Source organism: Bellilinea sp., from assembly GCF_053501535.1.
The window spans coordinates 1-23,195 of the sequence record NZ_JBRCOK010000065.1 but is presented as its reverse complement, the minus strand read 5'-3'; the positions used below and the strand labels follow the sequence as shown (position 1 = coordinate 23,195).

Annotated in this window: 20 protein-coding genes and 1 tRNA gene; 12 read left to right on the top strand and 9 right to left on the bottom strand. The window is 52.0% G+C overall.

The window, feature by feature from the left end; genetic code table 11:
• Nucleotides 1-18: 18 nt before the first annotated feature.
• Complete coding sequence (locus ACWIZX_RS07035; RefSeq protein ID WP_322794175.1) at nucleotides 19-384, top strand: YtxH domain-containing protein; 366 nt, start codon at nucleotides 19-21, stop codon at nucleotides 382-384.
• Between the two features lie 51 nt (nucleotides 385-435).
• On the opposite strand, the gene ACWIZX_RS07030 is transcribed toward ACWIZX_RS07035, so the two are convergent.
• The gene (locus tag ACWIZX_RS07030) at nucleotides 436-2,034 is read right to left on the bottom strand and encodes an NAD(P)H-hydrate dehydratase (protein ID WP_322794174.1); all 1,599 of its coding nucleotides are present in this window, start codon (nucleotides 2,032-2,034) and stop codon (nucleotides 436-438) included.
• An 86-nt stretch (nucleotides 2,035-2,120) separates the two neighbouring features.
• On the opposite strand from ACWIZX_RS07030, the gene ACWIZX_RS07025 reads away from it, so the two are divergent.
• The gene (locus ACWIZX_RS07025; protein WP_448335262.1) at nucleotides 2,121-3,674 is read left to right on the top strand and encodes a spermidine synthase; all 1,554 of its coding nucleotides are present in this window, start codon (nucleotides 2,121-2,123) and stop codon (nucleotides 3,672-3,674) included.
• Nucleotides 3,671-4,357, top strand: a complete 687-nt coding sequence (locus ACWIZX_RS07020; protein ID WP_322794172.1) for a TIGR01906 family membrane protein — start codon at nucleotides 3,671-3,673, stop codon at nucleotides 4,355-4,357. The genes ACWIZX_RS07025 and ACWIZX_RS07020 overlap by 4 nt, the downstream gene beginning before the upstream one ends.
• A 4-nt stretch (nucleotides 4,358-4,361) precedes the next feature.
• On the opposite strand, the gene ACWIZX_RS07015 is transcribed toward ACWIZX_RS07020, so the two are convergent.
• The 5 genes from ACWIZX_RS07015 to ACWIZX_RS06995 all read right to left on the bottom strand — a co-directional run bounded on the left by ACWIZX_RS07015 (nucleotide 4,362) and on the right by ACWIZX_RS06995 (nucleotide 9,543).
• On the bottom strand, nucleotides 4,362-5,411 hold the full coding sequence (locus tag ACWIZX_RS07015) for an ABC transporter ATP-binding protein (RefSeq protein ID WP_322794171.1): 1,050 nt from the start codon (nucleotides 5,409-5,411) through the stop codon (nucleotides 4,362-4,364).
• A 14-nt stretch (nucleotides 5,412-5,425) separates the two neighbouring features.
• Entirely contained in the window at nucleotides 5,426-6,223 is a 798-nt protein-coding gene (locus tag ACWIZX_RS07010) for an ABC transporter permease (protein ID WP_322794170.1), read from the bottom strand.
• Nucleotides 6,220-7,128, bottom strand: a complete 909-nt coding sequence (locus tag ACWIZX_RS07005; protein ID WP_322794169.1) for an ABC transporter permease — start codon at nucleotides 7,126-7,128, stop codon at nucleotides 6,220-6,222. The genes ACWIZX_RS07010 and ACWIZX_RS07005 overlap by 4 nt, the downstream gene beginning before the upstream one ends.
• Entirely contained in the window at nucleotides 7,118-8,242 is a 1,125-nt protein-coding gene (locus ACWIZX_RS07000; RefSeq protein WP_322794168.1) for an ABC transporter substrate-binding protein, read from the bottom strand. Before ACWIZX_RS07000 ends, ACWIZX_RS07005 begins: the two co-directional genes overlap by 11 nt.
• A 188-nt stretch (nucleotides 8,243-8,430) precedes the next feature.
• Entirely contained in the window at nucleotides 8,431-9,543 is a 1,113-nt protein-coding gene (locus ACWIZX_RS06995) for an ABC transporter ATP-binding protein (RefSeq protein WP_322794167.1), read from the bottom strand.
• A 156-nt stretch (nucleotides 9,544-9,699) separates the two neighbouring features.
• On the opposite strand from ACWIZX_RS06995, the gene ACWIZX_RS06990 reads away from it, so the two are divergent.
• The 5 genes from ACWIZX_RS06990 to ACWIZX_RS06970 all read left to right on the top strand — a co-directional run bounded on the left by ACWIZX_RS06990 (nucleotide 9,700) and on the right by ACWIZX_RS06970 (nucleotide 16,680).
• Entirely contained in the window at nucleotides 9,700-10,824 is a 1,125-nt protein-coding gene (locus ACWIZX_RS06990; protein ID WP_448335261.1) for a hypothetical protein, read from the top strand.
• A 33-nt stretch (nucleotides 10,825-10,857) separates the two neighbouring features.
• The gene (locus ACWIZX_RS06985) at nucleotides 10,858-11,988 is read left to right on the top strand and encodes an alanine dehydrogenase (RefSeq protein WP_448335260.1); all 1,131 of its coding nucleotides are present in this window, start codon (nucleotides 10,858-10,860) and stop codon (nucleotides 11,986-11,988) included.
• 97 nt (nucleotides 11,989-12,085) lie between these two features.
• On the top strand, nucleotides 12,086-12,895 hold the full coding sequence (locus ACWIZX_RS06980; RefSeq protein WP_448335259.1) for an Fpg/Nei family DNA glycosylase: 810 nt from the start codon (nucleotides 12,086-12,088) through the stop codon (nucleotides 12,893-12,895).
• A 151-nt stretch (nucleotides 12,896-13,046) separates the two neighbouring features.
• Nucleotides 13,047-14,861 carry an ABC transporter ATP-binding protein gene (locus ACWIZX_RS06975; protein ID WP_448335258.1) on the top strand — a complete coding sequence of 605 codons (1,815 nt, stop codon included), beginning with the start codon at nucleotides 13,047-13,049 and terminating at the stop codon, nucleotides 14,859-14,861.
• Nucleotides 14,851-16,680 (top strand): ABC transporter ATP-binding protein, encoded by a 1,830-nt coding sequence (locus ACWIZX_RS06970; protein WP_322792261.1) that lies wholly within the window; start codon nucleotides 14,851-14,853, stop codon nucleotides 16,678-16,680. The genes ACWIZX_RS06975 and ACWIZX_RS06970 overlap by 11 nt, the downstream gene beginning before the upstream one ends.
• 63 nt (nucleotides 16,681-16,743) lie before the next feature.
• Here ACWIZX_RS06970 and ACWIZX_RS06965 read toward each other — a convergent pair whose 3' ends face one another.
• From ACWIZX_RS06965 to ACWIZX_RS06955, 3 genes are all read right to left on the bottom strand, one after another.
• Complete coding sequence (locus ACWIZX_RS06965) at nucleotides 16,744-17,955, bottom strand: NBR1-Ig-like domain-containing protein (protein ID WP_448335257.1); 1,212 nt, start codon at nucleotides 17,953-17,955, stop codon at nucleotides 16,744-16,746.
• A 102-nt stretch (nucleotides 17,956-18,057) separates the two neighbouring features.
• Nucleotides 18,058-18,600 carry a DUF1360 domain-containing protein gene (locus ACWIZX_RS06960; protein WP_448335256.1) on the bottom strand — a complete coding sequence of 181 codons (543 nt, stop codon included), beginning with the start codon at nucleotides 18,598-18,600 and terminating at the stop codon, nucleotides 18,058-18,060.
• A gap of 115 nt (nucleotides 18,601-18,715) precedes the next feature.
• Nucleotides 18,716-18,787, bottom strand: a tRNA-Met gene (locus ACWIZX_RS06955).
• A 264-nt stretch (nucleotides 18,788-19,051) separates the two neighbouring features.
• On the opposite strand from ACWIZX_RS06955, the gene ACWIZX_RS06950 reads away from it, so the two are divergent.
• The 4 genes from ACWIZX_RS06950 to ACWIZX_RS06935 all read left to right on the top strand — a co-directional run bounded on the left by ACWIZX_RS06950 (nucleotide 19,052) and on the right by ACWIZX_RS06935 (nucleotide 23,190).
• Nucleotides 19,052-20,581, top strand: a complete 1,530-nt coding sequence (locus tag ACWIZX_RS06950; RefSeq protein ID WP_322793063.1) for a class I adenylate-forming enzyme family protein — start codon at nucleotides 19,052-19,054, stop codon at nucleotides 20,579-20,581.
• 80 nt (nucleotides 20,582-20,661) lie between these two features.
• Nucleotides 20,662-21,765 carry a M24 family metallopeptidase gene (locus ACWIZX_RS06945; protein ID WP_322793062.1) on the top strand — a complete coding sequence of 368 codons (1,104 nt, stop codon included), beginning with the start codon at nucleotides 20,662-20,664 and terminating at the stop codon, nucleotides 21,763-21,765.
• A 6-nt stretch (nucleotides 21,766-21,771) separates the two neighbouring features.
• Nucleotides 21,772-22,536, top strand: coding sequence for an alpha/beta hydrolase (locus tag ACWIZX_RS06940; RefSeq protein ID WP_322793061.1), 765 nt, complete (start codon nucleotides 21,772-21,774; stop codon nucleotides 22,534-22,536).
• A gap of 18 nt (nucleotides 22,537-22,554) precedes the next feature.
• The gene (locus tag ACWIZX_RS06935; RefSeq protein WP_322793060.1) at nucleotides 22,555-23,190 is read left to right on the top strand and encodes an MBL fold metallo-hydrolase; all 636 of its coding nucleotides are present in this window, start codon (nucleotides 22,555-22,557) and stop codon (nucleotides 23,188-23,190) included.
• Nucleotides 23,191-23,195: the final 5 nt, after the last annotated feature.

The following is a 23,195-nucleotide window of genomic DNA, read 5'->3' as shown; positions in this document are numbered from 1 at the left end:
CAAAGAAAGGAGAATGAGATGTCTGAACGAGATGATTTTGGAGCTTTCCTGATCGGTTTTGTGATTGGAGGCTTGACCGGCGCAATTACAGCTTTATTGCTTGCCCCGCAATCCGGGGAGGAAACCCGCGAAGTGATCAAAGAACGCGCCATCGAATTGCGTGACAAAGCCTCTGACACAGTCAGCACCACCTACGCAGAAGCCGAAAAAGCAGCCAACGAAGCCCTGCGCCGTGCCGAGGAGTTGCTGGAAAAAGCCAAGAAATCTGCCGAGGAACTCCAGCAAAAAGGCTCAACCCTGCTGGAAGAACAAAAATCCAAATTGAGCAAGGCCGCCTCCAAGGCCGGTGATGCAGCTGAAGAGATTAGCGAGACCCTCTCCTAATTGATCTGACTTGCTGAAGCAGCCGGCTGAACCTGACCGGCTGCTTTTAATTCAAACCGGAATCACCCTCACCGCGTCTTGTGTTTCTTCGCGGTTGTAGAGGCGCGTCAGGGCGTCGGGTACAGCATGGAGAATATCTCCCGCCAAAACCGAAGCCGACTGCCCCATACGCGTTTGAGCAATCAGACCGGCGTGAGCGTGTATCCAGGCCGCTGCCACAGCAGCCGGGTACGGCGCAACGCCTTGCGCCAGCAATCCGGCGATCAATCCCGCCAGCACATCCCCACTCCCTGCCCGCGCCAGCGCAGCAGAGGCCACCGGAATATGATGAACCTTTCCATCCGGCGCGGCTACTACCGTAAAAGCCCCTTTCAACACCACCACATGCCCCCATTGCCGGGCAAACCGGCGGGCTGTGGCGGAGCGATCGGCCTGAATTTGTGCTGTGGAAAGGCCGGTAAGCCCACTCATCTCACCCGGATGGGGGGTTAAAACCGACGGCGAGGGCAATTTTTCGTACCAATTTTCAATCGTTGCCGTCAACCTCAGTCCATCCGCATCCAGCACCAACGGCGGTAAGGGCAGCCTTTGGCTGAACAGGCGCTGAACGAACCCGGCAGTGGCGGGGGCAGTGCCAAGGCCTGGTCCAACCAGTAAGGCTGTCGCTCGTTCCAGATGATCAAGAACGCTTTGGGCAGCCGCTTCCGCAATACCGCCATCCCTTTCCGGCAGGGTCAGCCAGGTGACCTCGCTTAAGCGACCGGCCAGTGCACTGCGTACCGCCGGAATAACCGCCATGCGCACCAGCCCAGCCCCGCTGCGATAGGCCGCTTCGGCTGCCAGTCCCGCTGCCCCAATATAATCCTCACAACCGGCAACCCCCAATACGGTTCCAAAAGTGCCTTTGTGAGCACTGGCAGGTCTTTCTGGCAGCCACGAACGCACCTCCGCTGCGCAAGCCACAAAATCGCTAATCTGTTGTAAGGCGGTCAAATCTGCCGGTAACCCCAACGGCACAACCCCCAGTTGACCGGTCAATTCAGCCGCCGGAAAACGCAATAACCCGATTTTGACAGCATCCATGCAAACCGTTAACTGCGCCGGGATGGTTGCCGGGGAAGCCTGTCCGTTGTCACAATCAACGCCGGAGGGACAATCCACCGCCACGACAAACGGCAACGGGGTAAATTTTCGCACATGCCCTAAAACACGCTCCACCTCTGGTTTGAGGGGCAGTTGAATACCGGTGCCCAGCACAGCGTCCAGCAAAACATCACTTTCAGAAAGCCACTCATCCAGCACTTTGAAATCCGCATCCCTCTTGGCCTCATACACTTCAACACCGGCGTTTCTGACCCGCTGCAAATGAACATCCCCCTCAGGTCGCGGGCGCACCAGATAAGCCCGCCCCTTCCATCCAGCCTTCGCCAGATGTTCCAGGGCAACCAGCCCATCTCCGCCGTTATTGCCGGAACCGATCAGTCCCACAACCGATTTTGCCTGTGAAATCGCGGGGGAAGTTAAAACCGCGTTGGCTACACCGCGTCCAGCTCGTTCCATCATTTCAGCGTAAGAAACCCCGCGGGCATCGCCCTCCCGTTCAATCGCCCGCATTTGATCAACATTAACCAATGGAATAGGCCTCATCATCACAACCTCCTGCAAAATCAATTATAGCCAAGTTCGATGTGAGAAAATGAGCGAGAGTTCAGCAGCCTCAAGGTATAATCTACCTCATGCGAAAATGGCTTTATCTGGCTGTGTTTGTTTCCGGCATGACCACCCTGGCAGCCGAAATGTCCGCCTCGCGCTTGCTGGGTAATTATTTTGGCACCAGCAATCTGACCTGGGCAAGCATCATCGGTTTGATTCTGATTTATCTAACCGCCGGTTATTTCATTGGCGGGCGCTGGGCAGATCGGTCTCCTCATTACTCGACTTTCTTTCAAATTTTAATCTGGGCAGCCTTTTCAATCGGCTTAATCCCCCTGGCTTCGCGTCCCATTCTGCGGCTGGCGGCGAATGCCTTTGACAGCCTCGATTTAGGAGTTTTATTTGGCTCGTTTAGTGTGGTGATGATTCTATTCATCATCCCGATTACCCTGCTGGGCACCGCCTCACCATTTGCCATCCGGCTGGCGCTGCGGGATTCGCGTACTGCCGGAAGTATCGCCGGCCGCATTTACGCCATTTCCACACTGGGTTCATTTCTTGGCACATTCCTGCCGGTGCTGATCCTCATCCCTCTGGTAGGTACTTACCGTACCTTTCTGACCATTTCCGCGTTTCTTTTATTGATTTCTCTGCTGGGATTGGGAGTAACCTGCAGCTGGCGTCGAACATTGTATTACGCCTGGATGCCGGGCGTTTTGCTTTTGCTGGCAATTTTTGGCACGCGCGGGACAGATAAAGCCAGCCCTGGGCTGATTTTTGAAACCGATTCGGCCTATAACTATATCCAGGTGTTGCAATTCGGCGAAACCCGTTACCTGCGTCTCAACGATGGGCAGGGAGTGCATTCGGTTTATCACCCCAGCAATTATTTTTACAATGGTCCTTGGGAACAGGTGCTGGTTGCCCCTTTTTTCAACCCCGCGCCGGTAGAGCGCAGCAGCATCCGGAGCATGGCGATTGTCGGACTGGCAGCCGGCACAACCGCCCGACAGGCCGGGTTGGTTTTTCCCAACCTGACCATTGACGGCATTGAAATTGACCCTGAAATCGTAGAGGTTGGCCGTCAGTATTTTGGGATGAACCTGCCCTACTTGAATGTCATCGTTCAGGATGGGCGATGGGGGCTGGCTCGTTCGAACCAGAAATATCAAATCATCAGCGTGGATGCTTACCGGCCGCCCTACATCCCATGGCACATGACTACCCTGGAGTTCTTTCAACTGGTCAGAGACCGCCTGACGGAGGATGGTGTGATGGTGATCAACGTTGGGCGCAGCCCCACTGACCGCCGCCTGATTAACACCCTTTACACAACCATTGCACAGGTATTTCCCAGTGTGCATATTATGGACCTGCCCGATTCGTTCAATTCCATCTTGTTTGCGACGGTGCAGCCAACCCGGGTGGAAAATCTCACGGCTAATTTTCAGCAGTTGAGTGAATCCCCCGATACCCCCTTTCTCCTGCTACAAGCCATGGCGGTTTGCATCCAGAACCTGCAACCCGCCCCACCGCCGGGTGTGGTTTTCACCGATGACCGATCACCCATTGAGTGGATTACCAATGAGATGATTTTGGATTTTCTGTTTTCCGGAGAAGTGGAGACCTTGCAATGAAAACCTTTCGCTCTCTTGTCCTCTATATTCTGCTCCCCGCTGTGGTTTTATTTGTAATGATGACCTCCATCCGGCTTTTGATGAACCCGCTTTTCCTTACAATTGAATACAACATGCCCGGTTTTCCGCCGGATGCGTTTGGCTTTACAAAGGATGACCGCCTTCATTGGGCAAACCTCTCCTTGAAATACCTGCTCAACGATGCAGATATTTCTTTTCTGGGGGATTTGAGGTTTGAAAATGGCTCTCAGGTTTTCAATGAACGCGAGTTACGTCACATGCTGGATGTCAAGATTCTGGTTCAGCAGATGATTCGCGCATGGGGCATTCTGGGCATCTTCATTTTCCTGACCGGCGTGTGGGCATGGCGTGGCAGGTGGCTGGGGGAATACTGGCTGACCCTCTCGCGCGCCGGCTGGGCAATCCTGATCGTCATCGGCCTGATTCTGGCTGGGGTGATGATCGGTTTTTCTTCGCTTTTTACCGGCTTTCACCTGATCTTCTTCGAGGGAGACACCTGGCTTTTCTACTATTCAGACACCCTCATTCGCCTGTTTCCGCTGCGTTTCTGGCAGGACGCCTTTACACTGATGGGCATTCTCTCCGCTGGCGGCGGAATTGCTTTGATTTTACTTGGCAAACGATTGTTCCAAAAAACCATCACAACCCAAACCAGCAATTAGCGCCTCACAAGACCCAACAGGCGTGGTATGGAAAACTTATCGTCACCTTTTCATTGACTTTGGGCAATTCCAGTTTGCGCTCATTGAACACGTCCAACAAGAGTGGTACTCCTTCCAGTTCTAACCAGATACGGACGATAGCGCCCAAAAAGGAAATTTGCCGCACCTGCGCGGTCAATTGATTCCAGCCATCCACTTTGCCCAATTTGACTTCCTCAGGACGGATGGCCAGTTTGGGCTGATCGCTGAGGGGGATGCGCTGGCTGTGCTCAATTTGAATAGTCTGTTCACCAATCCGGTATGCCCCCCGCTCACGATCAACCACCTGCACCGGAATCAGGTTCAGCTGGCCGATGAAAGAAGCCACAAACTCGGTTTGCGGGTAATTGTAAATCTCAAAAGGTGTACCGATTTGTTCAATTCTGCCTTTGTTCATCACCACAATTCGATCCGAAAGCGACAGCGCCTCTTCCTGATCGTGAGTGACGTAAATTGTGGTAATTTTCAATTCCTGTTGAATACGGCGGATTTCAGCCCTCAGCTCAACCCGAATCTTTGCGTCCAGCGCCGAAAGTGGTTCATCCAATAGCAGCACCCGTGGACGGATTGCCAGAGCACGCGCCAGTGCCACCCGTTGCTGCTGCCCTCCGGAGAGTTGGTAAGGGTAGCGTTTTTGCAATTCCTCCAGTTGAACGATTTTCAAAATCTCCGAAACCCGCTGGCGAATCTGATCGGCGGGCATTTTACGCACCGATAATCCAAAGGCCACATTATCGGCCACACTCATATTGGGGAATAAGGCGTAGGATTGAAAGACCATCCCTACCATGCGTTGATTGGGCGGTAACAGGGTGATGTCTTCGCCTTCCAGGAGGATTTTGCCCTGATCCGGCACCTCAAAACCCGCTACCATCCGTAGGGTGGTCGTCTTCCCACATCCACTGGGACCGAGAAAGGAAACAAACTCACCGCGCTCAACCTCAAGGTTGAAATTCTCTACTGCAAGGGTATTGCCGTAGTATTTGGAGAGATTAGAAAGCAGAAGATAGGTCATTGTGATTGTCAACCTCAGTGAGCTCCTGCAATTTGGGTTTGAACTCTTCCGCGATTCAATAATTGAATCAGTCCTATGAATGCCCAGGTCAGGGCAAAGCTGATGATTGCCAGGGAGGAGGATTCATAAGTCTTGTTCTGCCCAACCAGCGACATGTACGGACCAAACGCGCGAATCCCAACCAGAAAACTGGCAATGGTAAATTCTCCCATCACAGTCGCCACTGCCAGAAATGAACCGCTCAAAATTGAAACGCGCACGTTGGGAAGAATGACCCGGAATAAAATAGTGCCCCAGCCTGCTCCCAGGCTTTGCGCCGCTTCGGTCAGTGTGCGGACATCTATGGCTTGCAAGCCGGTATCAATTGAACGATATAAATAAGGCATCGTCAAAACCACATAAGCTGCCACCAGCAGCACATTTGTACCGGTAAAGGTGTTCGTAAGAAAAAATGGCGCACCACTAAACACGCGAATCAAGCCGAAAACCAGCACAATCGCCGGCACGACAAACGGCAGCATACTCACAAACTCAATCAATCCTCTTAATTGCGGCAGTTTCAGGCGGATCCAGTAAACGGTGGGGAAAATGAGCAAAATTCCGGCCAGTGCCGTGAACACCGCCATTTCCAGCGAAAAAATAAAAGTCCTGAGAAAAAGCGGGTCAGCAAAAACACGCTCATAGGCAAGGAAACTATATACTCCCTTTCTGGCTTTCAGGGAAAACTCGAAGGTTGCCAAAAGTGGCAGGAAAAAATACAAACCTCCCAAAAACATCCAAAACCATGACCACAATACATTGCGTTTGCTCATACTCTCAACCACCTCTCACTGCGCCGGCGCAGGAAATAATAGATGGTAATCGCTCCTGCCATGACAATCACCATGCCAATTGCCAGCGCATAACCCAAACCCGTATTTTGCAACACATCCCCCTTAATTTGTGACCCAATCAGAATCGTAATCAAGTTGATAAACCCGCCAGTCAGAGAAAGGGCAGTGGCATATGCACCAAAGGCATTGCCAAAAAGCAGAATCATGGCACCCAGGATTGAGGGGGTCAAAACCGGCAGCGCAACTCGCCGCCAGTAAGTCCATGAGGAAGCTCCCAAATTTTCAGCAGCTTCCCGCCATTCCCGCTTCAAACCATCCAAAGCAGGGGTGATGATCAAAATCATCAACGGAAATTGAAAATACAGGTAGGTGAGGGTCAGCCCCCAAAAACTGTACAGGCTGAAACCGCGGTCGTACAAATCAAAGCCCGCCATTTTTAACAGAACGGTAACCATACCGGTACGTCCAAGTGTTGCGATAAAGGCAAACGCCAGGGGAACACCGGCAAAATTTGAAGCCACTCCTGAAAAAGTCAATAAGGCATTGCGCAGTCCTTTGGGCAAACCGCCCAACGTAACCGCATACGCCATAAAGAAGCCCAATATCCCCCCGCCGACTGCAGATGCCAGACTGATGCGAATGGTCACCCAGTAGGCGCTGAGAATGGATGGACTGAAAAGGTCCAGATAATTTTGGAAGGTAAAATTCCCCTGCCGATCCTGAAAACTACCGCTCACCAGAGAAAACGACGGTAAAAACACAAACAGAAAAATAAAAAGAAAGAAGGGTAATACCCCCAGCCAGTTCAACAGGGATGAGGGAACGGGACGCGCGCGACGCGCGTCCCGTTGATTGGACGAATTTTGTGTTAACCTATTTGACATCCGCGCCAACAACCTGCATCCATTTTTCGGCAATCAGTTGTTTGGCATTGTTGATTTGCTCAACGGTCGGGAAGACCGCCTTGGCATACAGTTCAGCGGGCGGCAGGGCATCATTCAGTTCCTGCGGAATCACATTGCGCTTGACCATATCGTTATACCGAATGGGATGGCAACCGCCCTTAAGCCAGATTAATTGACCCTCATCCGAGTAGAGGAATTCCATCCACAACTTGGCTGCGTTGGGGTGAGGGGCGTAGGCACTAATTGCCTGCAGGTAGACACCGGCAATCACACCACTCTGCGGAATGACCACCGCGATTTCGGGATTACCCGCCAGCGCGTTCTTGTCTGCCAGAGCGTTGTAGTCCCAGCGCATTACCACCGGGGTTTCGCCTTTGGCAATGGTAGCCTGCTTGGCGATTACCGGCACGAAATTACCGGCATCATTCAGTTTTTTGAAGAATTCCAAACCAGGAGTAACATCATCCAGCGTACCACCGTTTGCCAGCGCAGCGGCCATAATGCTCATCTGTGCCTGAGCCGAAGCACGCGGGTCACCCGCCAGCGCAACCTGTCCCTTGTATTCAGGTTTCAGCAAGTCTGCCCAATCCTGCGGCACATTCTGAACAACATCCTTATTCACTTCAAAGGCCAGCACGCCGTAATAATCACCGTACCAGTAGCCATCCGGGTGTTTAACCTCGTCGGGAATGGTATCCCATGTGGAAACTTTGTACGGCATAACCAGTTTTTCTTCAACCAGCTGCGGGCCGTACCCAAAACCCACATCAATCACATCCGGCGCTTGAGGGCCTTTGTTGTCCTTATTGGCTTTGATGGCCTCAATCTCATCCGCCGAGCCGGCATCCGGGTTCAGCTCATTGACCTGCAAGCCGTATTTAGCCTTGAAAGTTTCAATCGCCTCGCCGTAATTGCACCAATCATGCGGCAAGGCAATGACGGTCAACATCCCTTCTTCCTTGGCTGCTTTTACCAGCGGGTCAGTTTCGCCCTGATTTGCAGCAGGCGCGGCCGGCTGACAGGCGGTAACGACCATCATTAATGCTACAGCCAGAATGACCAGCATTCTAAAACGATACAGTTTATGAGACATTTTTCTCCTCCTGAGAAATTGGATATGAAACCTTTGTTATCTTACCAAAAGTATCCATTTTTACACCATTAAGTGATGTTAATGATTGGTAAAGGATGAAAAGAATTTTGTTTAAATATTTTTAATTATAGAAATAAAAAAAGAGATGAGCAACTGATTTGTGCTCATCTCTTTGCTGGAAAAACCTTTCAGCGAATCGCTACCGGGTTTTCACGGTCAGAAGCCGGGTCGAACAGGTGGAAATTATCCATATTGAAGACCAGCTGTACCCTTTCGTCAATATGGAAGCGGGTACGCGGATCAACCCGGGCAACAAAATTGTGCTTGCCGCTGACCATGTAAAGGAAAATTTCATTTCCCATTAACTCGGTAACATCCACTTTGCATTCCACCGGCGCAGCGTGAATGCCGGGCGGGGCAAATTGAGGATTGTGGATGTCCTCTGGACGAATTCCAAAGATCACCTCGCGACCAGCGAAGGGGGCATAGGTCTTGACCTGATCTTCGGGGATCTTGACCGCAAAGTCACCGGTGTCCACAAACAAATCGTTTCCGTCTTTCCGGAGGTGGGCTGGGAAGAAATTCATGGATGGTGATCCGATAAAGCCGGCAACAAACATGTTGGCAGGTTTGTCATACAGGTTTTGCGGCGTATCTAACTGCTGTAAAATGCCTTTGTTCATCACCGCAATACGGGTTGCCATGGTCATGGCTTCGACCTGATCGTGAGTCACGTAGATGAAAGTGGTCTGCAGCCGTTGATGCAGTTTGCTGATTTCAGCCCGCGTCTGGACGCGCAGCTTGGCATCCAGGTTGGAAAGCGGTTCATCGAACAAAAATACCTTGGGCTCACGCACAATGGCCCGCCCTACGGCAACACGCTGGCGTTGACCGCCGGACAGTTCGCGCGGTTTACGTTTGAGCAGGTGCTCAATTCCTAAAATTGCCGCTGCTTCTTCGACCCGTCTTTGAATCTCCTGCTTGGGCACTTTGCGGAGTTTGAGACCAAACGCCATGTTGTCAAACACCGACATGTGAGGGTAGAGCGCATAGGATTGAAACACCATGGCAATATCGCGATCTTTGGGCGGTACATCGTTCACCACCCGATCGCCAATTTTGACCTGTCCGTCGGTAACCTCTTCCAGACCCGCCAGACAGCGCAACGCGGTAGTTTTGCCACACCCTGAAGGCCCAACCAGCACCAAGAACTCTTTGTCTTCGATGTGGATGTTGAGATCATTGAGCGCGACAAAATCACCAAACTTTTTCCAAACATGATCGTACGTTACACTAGCCATGAAAAACCAACCTCCTTCCGGAAAGAATATCGTGATTTGATTATAGCCCGTGCCACCCAAAAATACAATTGACATTCAGCAGGATTTTCCCCGTTTTTTTCGGAATCGGTTTTCTGGTAAACTAATTAGAGAGTTGTCCTCAGAAAAGGAAAATCCATGAACGATCATCTTCGGATTGGGCTCGCCCGAATGCACGTGGAGGCGGGTGAAGTGCGGGACTTTTTACCCTCGCTGATGACTCACATCTCCAACTGGGGAGGCGAGGTGGTACTGGAACTCGGTTATGGTTCCGGCATGGGTTTGAGTGAACAGGAATATCGGAACGCGTGTCCATCGGTGCGATTTGCCTCGCAAGAGGAAGTTTATCAGCAGGATATTGTGCTGGTACTGCGCTACCCGGAAGAAAATCTCTTGAAAATGATGCGCAAAGGCGCTTGTCTGATGTCCATGATTCACTTTCCAACCCGCCCTCAGCGCATCGAATTTCTCAAGTCGCTGCAAATTGAAGCAATTTCTCTGGATTCCATTAAAGATGATACCGGCCGCCGGTTGGTGGAAAACCTGCGGCTGGTCGCCTGGAATGGTGTGGAAGTTGCTTTTCGCGTTCTGCGAGAAATTTACCCCGCCCCCGGCTTCGAAAGCCCGCACCGGCCGCCAATTCACGTCACACTGTTAGGAAGCGGTGCGGTTGGCATGCACGTCATGCCGGCCGCCATCCGCTATGGCAACGAAGGATTGTGGCGGAAAATGGTCGAAAAAGGTGTGCCGGGCGTGCAGGTCACTGCTGTGGATTATGACCTGACCCACCATTATGCTTTCATGCAAAATCTGTTGCGGCAGACCGACCTGTTGATTGATGCCACCCAACGCCCCGATCCTACCCGACCGGTCATTCCCAACGATTGGATTGCCTTTATGGCCCCACACGCCGTCCTGCTGGACCTGTCGGTTGACCCGTATGAATGCGAGAAGCCGCCATTCACGGTCAAAGGCATTGAAGGCATTCCACACGGAAACTTAGATCAGTATGTTTTTCCGCCCAACGATCCGGCTTACGAAAAAATTCCGCCGTGCATTCCCACCCGCAACCGACGTTTTGCCGTTTCCTGCTATTCGTGGCCCGGCATTACCCCGCGAAAGTGCATGGAAATTTACGGCATTCAAATTGCCCCCCTGTTGAGAACAATTTTGAGTGCCGGTGGAGTAAAAAATATCAACCCTGAGGGCACTTATTTTCACCGAGCGCTGAGCCGCGCCATGCTCTCTCGCTGGGATCATTGAGTCGTTCACCCAAAATCCAAGGAGGAAGGAAACATGTCTGTCATTAAAACGATCGGGTTTCCCCGCATGAAAAAAGAAGCCGGAGAAAAACGGGTTTTTCTCCCTGAATTTATTCAATTTCTGGCTAATCACGGCGTCAACATCGTCCTTGAGGATGGTTACGGCTCTCGTTCCGGTTTCACCTTTGATGATTATCAGCAGGGTAATCCCCGTATCCGCAAAGCCAGCCGGGAAGAAACTTTTGCTCAAGAAATGGTGATTGTTCTACGTTCGCCCACTATGGAAGAATTTAAGCTGCTCAAGCCGGGCGCAATCCTGTTTTCCATGCTGCATTACCCTACCCGACCGCTGCGGATACAGGCACTGCGGGAACTGGGAATACGCGCCATTTCAATGGACAGTGTGGTGGACGATAATAACATCCGGCTGGTGGAAAACATGAAGGCGGTTGCCTGGAATGGATTGGAAACCGCCTATGATGTGCTGGAAAAACGCTGGCCAGGGCTGATTCGTCCGGATAATCAGCCGATTCGCGCCTTGATTCTGGGGGTTGGCATGGTTGGAAAACATGCCGTGGAAGCCGCCACAAAACTGGGGAACATCGAACGCAATAACGATCACATTCGCGCCGGCGGGCCAGGGGTAATTGCTCAGGTGGTTGGCCGTAATATTACCTGTCAGTCCATTGTCATGCAATCCCTGTTCCAATCATCAGATATTCTGGTGGATGCCACTCAACGCTGGGATACCAGTCGTCCCGTAGTACCCAATGATTGGATTGCGTGGTTGCCGGAACATGCAGTCATTGCCGATCTGGCGGTGGACCCCTATACGTTGAATGTCAACCCCCCCGTTGTTCGAGGTGTCGAAGGTATTCCTATGGGAAATCTGGACCAGTACATTTTTCACCCCGATGACCCCAACTGGACGAAAACCATCCCGGAGGGAATTCCGACTACCCACCGCCGGACAACCGTTACCTGTTATTCCTGGCCGGGAATTCATCCGGAAGCCTGTATGCGCCATTATGCTCAGCAATTACAACCCCTCATGGAAGTTCTGCTTGAAAAGGGCTATGATAACCTCTCCTTGAAAGGCTCTTACTTTGAGCGCGCGCTCTACCGGGCTACTTTGCATGGCTGGTTAACCATGAAGGGTGATTAATGAAGTTATTTTCAAGATTGTGATCAATCCATCCAAAAACATAGAACTTAAGTGCTATAATGGTAGCATCTTTATCCCCTGCCCGGAGTATCCACCCATGCCTGAGTTACCGGAAGTTGCCTCGCGCGCCCGACAAATGAACACAGAGCTTCGCGGAAAATTGATCAGCGGTGTTGAAGTTGTTCAACCGAAATGCCTGAATCTATCTATGGAGGAGTTTCAATCGGCTTTATGCGGTTCCTCCATTCAGGAAGTCACCTATCATGGCAAGTGGTTGTTTGTGCACCTCAATCAGGGCTGGCTGCTCTTGAATCTGGGGATGGGCGGCGAAATTCTGCTGGTCACCCGCTCCTCTCTCCCTGAAAAATACCGCCTTATTCTGGATTTTACGGATGGTAGCTGCCTCGCCATTAATTTCTGGTGGTTTGGTTTCGCCCATTTTGTGGCTGAAAACAATTTGGAACATCATAAGATGACCCGTAAACTGGGGCCGAATGCCCTCGATCTGAATACCAACGACCTGAAGAGATTATTCCAGGAGAGGACAGGACATTTGAAGTCCTTTCTGCTGGATCAAAGCCGGATCGCCGGAATCGGTAACGCCTACATCCATGACATTCTGTTTCTCGCTCAATTGCACCCACTACGTTCCATTAAATCGCTTACCGATTCAGAAATCGAAAGACTGTCCAATGCCATTCAAACCTGCTTGCGCGCCAGCCTTGAAAAAAACGGCGCATTTTATGAGGTGGATTTGCACGGTTGGAGCGGCTCTTTCACCATGGAAGATATTTTGATCGGGTACAAAGAAGGCCAACCCTGCCCCGTCTGCCGGACCACAATCCAGAAAATCAAGACCGGCAGCACCAGCAGTTTTATCTGCCCGGTTTGTCAGCCACTCCTTTGATCTTTACTGGATTATTTTACAATTCCCACCCATCTGGTCAGGCTTCAATGGTCAGTGGAAGGATTGCAAATCCACCGGCTTGCGTTATACTGAACCAACTCACATTTTTTTTGTGATTGTTTTTCGTTAACCTCACAGGAGGCAAGTTAAATTGGCAGTTTCAGATGCTGTTTTGAATTATGACTTGAAGCGCGCTGTTCACCCGAATCGTCTTAAGGGATTATGGCGGTTGATGCGCGGCTTCCGCAAATTATATATCGCTGCTACATTAAGTTTGGGTATTTCGGCGGTTGCAAAGACGCTCACCTACCTGTTGCTGCGATATTTCGTGGATGACTATCTGGTAGCCGGAAGCGCTGCGTTTACCCTTCCGGCAATTGCCATTGGATTCATTTTACTGGCAGGGGTAGAGGGCGGTTTTTCATTCCTGAGCGGTAAACTGGCAGCCCAAACCGCCGAGGGCATTACCCGCCGCCTGCGCAATTACCTTTTTGACCACATTCAGCGCCTGACGTTTACCTATCACTCCCGTATGGAAACCGGCGAGCTGATTCAACGCTCCACTTCGGATGTGGATGCCCTGCGTCGCTTCTTTGCGGATCAGGCTATTGGCATCGGGCGGATTATCTTGCTGTTTGTGATTAACTTCATCGCACTGCTTCAACTTAACGTCAAACTGGCTTTGATTTCGGTGGTGGTCGTGCCGGTGATTGTGGGAATTTCCCTGTTTTTCTTCCGAAAAATCTCAAAGGCCTATGAGGACTACCAGACCCAGGATGCTGTCCTTTCAACCACCCTGCAGGAAAACCTGACCGGTATTCGGGTGGTCAAAGCCTTTGCCCGTCAGGAATACGAGATCGGTAAATTCGAACGGGATAACTGGGAGAAATTCCTGCGCGGCAAGAAACTGCTTAAAATGCATTCCCTCTTTTGGCCGATCTCGGACACGATTTGCAACATCCAGATTCTGGTCGGTTATCTGGTTGGGGCATCAATGGCCATCAACGGCGAAATCACCGTTGGCACATTTCTCGCTTATGCCGGTTTGATCGTCTGGATTATTTTTCCGATGCGTAACCTGGGGCGTCTGATCGTCCAGACCTCCACTGGCATGGTTTCTTACAACCGCGTCATGGAGATCATCAGGCAGGATCGCGAGTCACTGGAGACCGGCAAGCACCGACCCAAAAACGATATCCTCGGTAAAATCGAGTTCGAGCAGGTTGGTTTTGCGTATGATGATGGAAACGCAGCCCTCGAAGACATTACCTTCTCCTGTGAGCCGGGACAGGTGGTTGCCTTGTTAGGGTCAACCGGTTCAGGTAAGACCACGCTGGTCAATCTGCTGCCACGCTTTTATGAATATACCTCAGGAAGAATATTACTGGATGACATTGAACTCAAACGCTATCCGCGCCTTTTTCTGCGTCAACAGATTGGTATCGTCGAGCAGGAGCCCTTCCTTTTTTCGCGCACTATTCGCGAAAACATCACCTATGGGGTTGGCAGGGAAGTGCCCCAGTCCGAAGTGGAAACAGCCGCCAAAGCCGCCGCAATCCACGACATCATCCTCACCTTTGAAAAGGGCTATAACACACTTGTCGGTGAAAAAGGGGTTACCCTGTCGGGTGGTCAAAAACAACGGGTGGCAATCGCCCGCACCCTGCTGAAAAATCCGCGCATCCTCATTCTGGATGACTCCACCTCCGCAGTTGATACGGAAACCGAAGCTGAAATACGCGAAGCCCTGCAAAACTTAATGAAAGGCCGCACCACCTTTATCATTGCTCACCGCATTCAAAGCATCATGGATGCCGACTTAATCCTTGTGCTGGATAAAGGCCGCATCGTCCAGCGTGGTAAACACAATGACCTGGTACGGCAGGAAGGCATTTACCGCCAGATTTATGAAATCCAGACCCGGATTGATGACGAGCTGGAAAAGGAGATAGCCAGTGTCGCTTGAATATTTTGAAGAAGAAGAATTTAAGACCCAATTTAACGGTCAAACTTTACGCCGCATTCTGGCCTTGACGCGCCCGCACTGGCGCTGGGTGGTCGGCTTTCTGGTCACCATTGCGCTGGTGAGTGGGCTGGATTCGGTTTTCACTTACCTGAGCAAACTGATTATTGACGACGGCATTCTGGCGCAGAACCGCACTGAGTTATATCGTCTGTTGATCATCTACGGTTCATTGGGTTTTGTTCAGGCAAGCGGTGTATTTGGTTTCATTTACCTTGCCGGTGTGTTAGGTGAACGGGTGCGTTATGACCTGCGCCAAAAGATGTTCAACCATCTGCAGGGGCTTTCGCTTTCCTACTTCAGCCGAACGCCGGTTGGCTGGATCATGTCCCGTGTCACTTCAGACAGTGAACGGGTTGCTGATCTGGTTACGTGGGGATTGCTGGATGTTACCTGGGGCTTGATGAACATCATCACCGCCATGGGATTTATGCTGTTCATCAACTGGAAACTGGCGCTAATTGTGCTGGGAATACTGCCGATCTTGTTTTACATTGCCTATGAATTCCGCAAACGGATTCTGGGTGAATTTCGCACCGTGCGCAAGATGAACTCAAAAATCACTGGAGCATTCAACGAAAACATCACCGGCGTGCGGGTCGTAAAAGCGCTGTGCCGCGAGGATGCCAATCTGGAAGAATTCAAAGCCCTGACTGCCGATATGTACCGCTCTTCTTATCGCGCGGCATGGTTGAGCGCCTTGTTTCTACCCAGCGTCCAGCTGGTTTCAGCCATCGCACTGGCTGCCATCGTCTGGTACGGCGGCTGGCAGGTACAGGTGGGTGGCATGACTGTCGGCGGCATTCAAGCCTTCGTTTCGTACGTCACCTTCATGATGTGGCCAATCCAGGATCTGGCACGGGTGTTTGCTGAAATGCAACACGCCATTGCTTCTGGTGAACGTATCTTCTCAATGATTGACGCTGTACCGGATGTCAAAGACCTGCCGGGTGCTTTTGACCCCGGCACAATTCAGGGCGATATCGAGTTTGATAACGTCACTTTCTACTACGATGACGGTGACCAAAAACCCGTTTTGGAAAATTTCTCCTTGTATGTCAAACGTGGTGAAACGATTGCGCTGGTTGGTGAAACCGGTGGCGGCAAGACCACCATCGTCAACCTTTTGTGCCGTTTTTACGAGCCGAAAAAAGGCAGTATCCGCATAGGCGGCAGGGATTACCGCGACTACTCCCTGCATGCCATCCAGTCCCGCATTGGCATGGTGCTTCAAACCCCCCACCTTTTCTCCGGAACGATCCGCGAGAATATCCGTTACGGCCGTCTGGATGCGACGGATGAAGAAATTGTGGAAGCAGCCAAACTGGCCGGCGCGCACGACTTCATCATCAAACTCAAAAAAGGGTATGACGAACAAGTAGGAGAAGGCGGAAATCTGCTTTCTGTTGGTCAAAAGCAGTTAATCAGTCTGGCACGGGCTGTACTTGCCAAACCGGAAGTATTCATCATGGACGAAGCCACCAGTTCGGTGGATACCCTGACCGAGGCGTTGATTCAACGCGGAATGGAAACTATGATGAAAGGCCGCACAAGTTTCGTGATTGCCCACCGTCTTTCCACAATCAAACGCGCCAATCGTATTCTGGTCATTGAGCAAGGAAAAATTGCCGAAATGGGCAGCCATGCCGAGTTGTTGCGTAAGCGCGGCAAGTACTACTCCCTGTACACCAAGCAGTTCCGTCATCAAATGGAGCAGGATCTGGATCCCTTCTCCCAACCCGAACAACTGGCAACGGCTTGATAGAAAAATCCCCGCCGGGTGGAAAACTGGCGGGGATTTTCTAATGCTGATAACCTCAAGATTTTATGGGGTGATTGTCTGGACTGACGGTACAAACCATACTGCATCCACCGGTCCCTTGCTGTTTTTGTTGGTCACTCCCAAAATGAACTGGACATTCTTTCCCACAAAAGCGCTCAGGTCAAGATCAATTTGCGTCCACTTGCCGTCCAGGGTTTCACTCCATTTACCCAGATTTTCGATGTTGCCGTTGTCAATTCGATAATCCAGACTGAACTGTACGTCACAGGTCGTGTTCCCTTCCAGGCAGGCAACCCAAGCCTTGAAACGGTCTCCACTTTGAATATTTCGCGCCGGATAGAACCCTTGCATCCAATCATTCGGGTTGGCGAGGTGCATCCAAAGCGCCCGTTCATTTTCCTGACGGCCGCCCTCCATCTTAGGATTGAGCAAGACGGCTGCCCACTGGGCCTCACTTTGACTGACATTGGCGCACGGGCGGGCTACCTTACCAGCATTGCTCGACCACTCGGCCTGACAAATGCTGGCCACAAAGTCCAGAGGATAGATTGCGGAAGGCACATCATCGCTTTTGTAACCGGACACTTTAATGCTGACCCAGAAAGGTTTATCCTGATTGTTACCTAGCCCAAAGGTACGGCCGGAAGCATCCCGCAGCATCCAGTTGGCTTTGTAAGTTCCGGCTTTGGACGGAGCAACCAGATCCACGGAAACATCTACGGTCTCGCCCGGACGCACATCACTTTTCAAAGAGACCGATGCCGGTGCGCTCATCGAAGCGCCATCCACAAAAACCAGCGCATAATCTTTTGTCCAGGTGCAGGTGCCCACGTTTTTCAGGCGCCAAGTTTTGGTGAACTTCTGCCCACCGACCAGCTCAGTGCCATCGGGTATGGTTACATCTTTGACGAATGAAGCTGCGTTGCAGGGCAAAGGTTTGGGCGTTGCAGTCGCTGTGGGCAAGACAATCGTCGCAGTCGGCTGAACCGGTGTGTTCTGCACCTCGGTTACAACGGCGGTGGGTTGCTGCGGGGTGGGTGTGCTTTGCTGACTGGCGATCTGAGTTGCCTGAGCAATCAGCGTTTCAAATGCCTGTTGGGTCATCACAGCCGCAACCGTCTGCATGACGGCGGTCTGCTGAGCGCTCTGGGCATCTTTTCCGCCGTCGTCTGGTCCAAACAGCAAGCCACAGGCGGATAGCAAAACCGCCAGAACACTCAAAATCATTACTAACGGAAAGACTTTCTTAAACATTGTAGTTACTCCTGAAATCCAAAAAAATGCTGCATTTATTATGCAACATCTGGACGATCAGAGCGGGCAAATAGTTCCCGCCAATGTTGTTTTTTACAAAAGCTATCGGTCGTTTTGATCTTCTTCTGAGCGATTATTGAAGATTTGCCCGGTGCGGGCACGGTTCAAAGTTCCCGTCCAGCAAAAGGCTTCGGTAGCGTTATGGATCAATTCTGCTCCACCGATAACTGCCGTCATGATCAGAAAAGCATGGGTTGGTCCCGGAAAGTAATACATCAAAACCACCAGGCCGGCTGCCACCCACGTTCCGGCACAAATTGGGCAGGAAATCAGCTGCCCTAAAGCGCGCTGCACCCCCTTCCCTCTCGGCACAACCGTACTTCCTGCACCGCTCAGGTCTTTGACCGTTCGAGTAAATGGCGCTCGGAACGGTTCCGCGACGCGGTCGAAAGCAATCAGGCGTCCCAGCCGAAAGGTAGCGAAGGAAAGCAGAACCAAATCGAGCCAGTCAATCCGAAAATTTTCGATTCCTCCGCCGCCAAGGGTCGCTCCAACCGTAACAAACCAGAAAACTCCCCCAAGGAAAATGAGCGTAAGTAGAATTTTTGTGATTGCTTCAGCCAGTTGGGAATTGGGGCTTTGCATGGTAATTAAGACCTCCGGCAGCGGAAATAAATGCCCCTGTATGAAATCGTACAGCACAGGGAGTGCTCTACGCTATTTTACTTCAACTTTCAGGGATAAGAGGAATAAAAAAAGGTGGCAAGGGTGGGGGTCGAACCCACGACCAAGGGCTTATGAGTCCCCTGCTCTACCACTGAGCTACCTTGCCAGCGCACGCAAGTTTACTATGAAGTTTTTCTTTTGTCAACAAAAATTTTTTCTTACCGGGTGAAACCATACCTTACACCGTTGAAAAGAAATTCCTCAATTGAATGATTAAATAAATTTTAATACTTGTAATCCACACCTCAAATTCGTTACACTATCCATATCTTCCCCCGCATATTTCTAATTAAGCCATAAAGAAATCTTTATTATCAAACGGTTGGGCGGCTCAACCGCGATTTATTCCATTTCAATTACGGAGGTTAAAATGAGTTTTTTAACATTCAACGACATGCTCCGCCGTACGGCATGGCGCCTGCCGGAACATCCCTTCCTGTACTGGAGCGACCGCAATCGTTCAATTACCTATGCGCAAGGTGAGCAGCTCAGCGATGCGGTTGCCGGTGGACTGGCAAACCTTGGGGTGAAGAAGGGTGACCGCGTCGGAATTTTTGCCCATAATGGACTGGATTATGTCATGGCCATGTTTGGCGCCTGGAAATTAGGCGCTGTGTCGGACCATATCAACGTTCTGCAAGCCCAAAATCTGGCATGGTTCGTTCAGGATTCGACACCAACCGTTTTGATCTACACCGGCGACCTGCATGAAGTGGTTGAACGCAACCGCCCGCAGATGCCCTCCATCCGTCATTACATCTGCCTGGATGGGGAACGTCCCGGTTCACTGGACTGGAATGCGATGGTTGCCGCCGACCTGAAACCGCCGGCAGTCAAAGTAGATGGTGAAGATGCGGCGCATCTTTCCTATACCTCCGGTTCTTCCGGCAAACCCAAGGGCGCCATTCTCGCTCACGGATACACTGCACGCGCAACCCACTGCATCGCCGAGCGGTTGCAATTGACCAGAGAGGATGTTTCCTTTGGACCGACCTCGCTGGCCAGTTCCTATCATCTGGTGGCCAATTTACTACCCGGGATTCACCGTGGCGTATTTATTGGTGTGCGTACCCGTTGGGATCCCGAAACTGCGTGGAACGAAATGGAACAGCGCGGCGTTACTTTTATGGTCGCGAACCCATTGCTGCTGAACGACTTGCTGCTGCACTGTCGTAAGATGGGTCGCAAGCCGGCTGCGCTGCGCTTTGTGGTTTCGGGCGGCGCGCCGGTACCCCCCGAATTGAAAATGGCCTATCAGGAGGAACTGGGGGCTCCACTGGTCGAATCCTATGGACAATCCGAGCTGGGTGGTTTTGTCGCCCTGGGTTACCCGCGCCCCGAACAGGGCGAAAAATTCAAGGCCATTGGCCCGGAACTGCCCGATCGCGAAGTGCGAATAGCCGATGAACAGGATAACGAGGTACCGATTGGAACACCGGGAGAGATTCTTATCCGCGGCGGGGTAATGATTGGATACCACAACCTGCCGGAAAAGACCGCCGAAGCCTTGCGTAACGGCTGGCTGCACACCGGCGATATGGGCGTGATGGATGAGGACGGTTATATCCGCCTGGTGGGACGCTGGAGCGAACGCATCATCATGCACGGCAGGGTCATCTTCCCCCGCCCGCTGGAAGAAGCCCTGCTGCGCCACCCAGCCGTGCGTTACGCCTGTGTCATCGCCAAAAAAGATGCGGCAGCCGGGCAGGTACCCAAAGCCGTGGTTGAACTGTATCCTGAGGCGGTTACAACCCCGCAGGAATTGATGGAGCACTGCTCTGCCATTTTGGGAGATGAAAATACCCTTCGTTCGATTGAAATCATCGCCCAAATGCCGATGACCCCCACCGGCAAAATTGGGCGGGCCGATTTGCAGGCGCGAGAAGACCAATCCTCTTGAGAATGGGTGAGTAATTTGACCACCCTTGCTGGAGGGGCTTTCAGCAGGGGTTGGATTATAATTTGCTCAGGAGGTACACTGTGACTACTGACCGCCTGACCCGTCTGATTGCACTGATGAATGCTGCCAGTCTGGACGCTGTAGCGCTCAACCCCAGCCCATCTCTGGTTTATTTAACCGGCCTGCACTTTCATTTGAGCGAACGTCCCACCACCCTGATCATTGCTCCTCCCCACCCGCCCCTTTTGATTTTGCCGGAACTGGAAGCAGAAAAAGCGCGCCAATCTAAAATTCCCCTCACCTTGATTCCCTTTGGGGATAACCCCGCCGATTGGGAAAAATCCTTTCAGGAAGCTGCCCAAATCTGTCGGTTACAGGGGAAAGTGATTGGGGTAGAACCGACCCGCTTTCGCTTCCTGGAATGGCAGTTCATTAACAGTTCGGCGCGGGATGTGCGGCTGGTCTCGGCTGAGCCGGCCTTGAGTGTCTTGCGCCTGCGTAAGGATGAGCAGGAGCTGGCTGCCATGCGCCGCGCCGTGCTGATTGCCGAGCAGGCTTTTGAACAAACCCTTCCGCTGATTAAAGCGGGCATCACCGAGCGGGAACTGGCCGCCGAACTGACCGTTGCATTACTTCGCTGCGGTTCCGCACCCGAGCTGCCCTTTTCTCCCATTGTGGCATTTGCTGCCAACAGTGCCAATCCACATGCCGTACCGGGTGATACCCCCTTAAAACCCGGCGAACTGGTGCTGTTTGATTGGGGCGCTGCATACGAGGATTACTTTTCCGACATCACCCGTACCCTGGCGCTGGGTGAGCCAGACGAAGAACTGCGCCAAATCTACAAGGTGGTGCTGCAGGCCAATCAGCAGGGACGCCTGGCCGGTAAACCGGGCTTACCGGCCGGCGCAATTGACCGGGCTGCCCGTCAGGTGATTGAGCAGGCTGGCTACGGCACATATTTCATTCACCGCACCGGGCATGGACTGGGTATGGAAAGTCACGAGCCGCCTTATCTGTATGCCGAAAACCCGCTTTCGCTCGAAAATGGCATGGTCTATACGGTTGAGCCGGGCATTTATCTGCCGGGCAAAGGCGGAGTGCGGATTGAAGATGACATGGTTGTAACCCCTGATGGTTGTGAATCCCTCACCACCTTACCACGAGAATTGCTGATTTTGTAATCAACCATGAACGATCCTCAACTCATGTCAGGTGCTGAACCATTCTTTTTCCCCGCCGGTGAAACCGGCTGTTTGCTGGTGCATGGACTGACCGGAACCCCCAAGGAAATGCGCTGGATGGGGGAATTCCTGGTTGAGCAGGGTATCACGGTGCTGGGTATCCGCCTGAGCGGGCACGCCACCACCCCCGCCAGCCTGGAACGCACTCGCTGGCAGGACTGGCTGGCCAGTTTGGAGGACGGTTTTCATCTGTTGCGCCATTCCTGTACAAAAATCTTTATCAGTGGTCTCTCGCTGGGGGGTGCGCTCAGTCTGTACGCAGCATCTTATTTGCCGGTTGAGGGAGTCATCTCAATTTCTGCGCCTTATGAGTTGCCACCCGATTGGCGGTTGAACTTCATTCGCTTATTCCGCTATGTTCAACCGCGCGTACCCAAAGGCAGCCCTGACTGGCGCAACCCGCAGGCTGCCGTTGATCACCTTGAATATCCCTACTATCCAACCGCTTCGATTGCCGAATTGCGCGATTTGCTGGCAGAACTCCGCCAGTTACTGCCTCAGGTCAAGCGGCCGGTTTTGATCATCCACTCCCGCGCCGACCGCGGCGTGCTGCCCTCCAATGCCGAAAAAATCTTCACTGCACTCGGCAGCTCTGCCAAAGAAATCCTGTGGGTTGAAAACAGTGGGCATGTGGTGGTACGCGAGCCGGATCGTCACCTGGTTTTTGAACGCGCCTTGCAGTTCATTCAGCACTATTCTGAGTCACGATAAAATTTCAGGAGCAAATCTTTGACACTGGAAATCCTTACTTTCTCCCTAGGACCGTTGGACAACAACACCTATTTGCTGGTGGACACAACCACCAACGAAGCCGTCATCATTGACCCCACCTTTGACAGCCAGCAGGTTCTTCAAGTGATTCTGGAACGCAAGTTACACCTGACCCAGGTCTGGCTCACCCACGCCCACTTCGATCACATAGTCGGTGCAAAACTGTTTTCTCAGCTCAGTTCACCGCCGCTGCCGATTGGCATTCACCGCGACGATCTGGAACTTTACCTGACCGGCGGTGGGGCAGGCATGTTTGGCATTCAAATGCCGGAAATGCCGCAGCCGAGCCTGTTTTTTGAGCACGGCCAAATTTTACGGGTGGGAGAGGAAGAGGTAGAAGTACGCCACACCCCCGGTCACAGCCGCGGACATGTGATTTTTTACGCCCCGCAGGCCAATGCCGCCATTGTTGGCGATTTGATTTTCCAAAATGGGGTTGGCCGCACCGATTTGCCCGGCGGCAGCAGCACCCAATTACTGAAGTCCATTTACCAGCAGGTGCTCACACTCCCGCCGGAAACCCGTCTGCTGCCCGGTCATGGTGAAGAAACGACAGTTCAGGATGAAGCCGACAATAACCCGTATTTGAATTAGGGGAC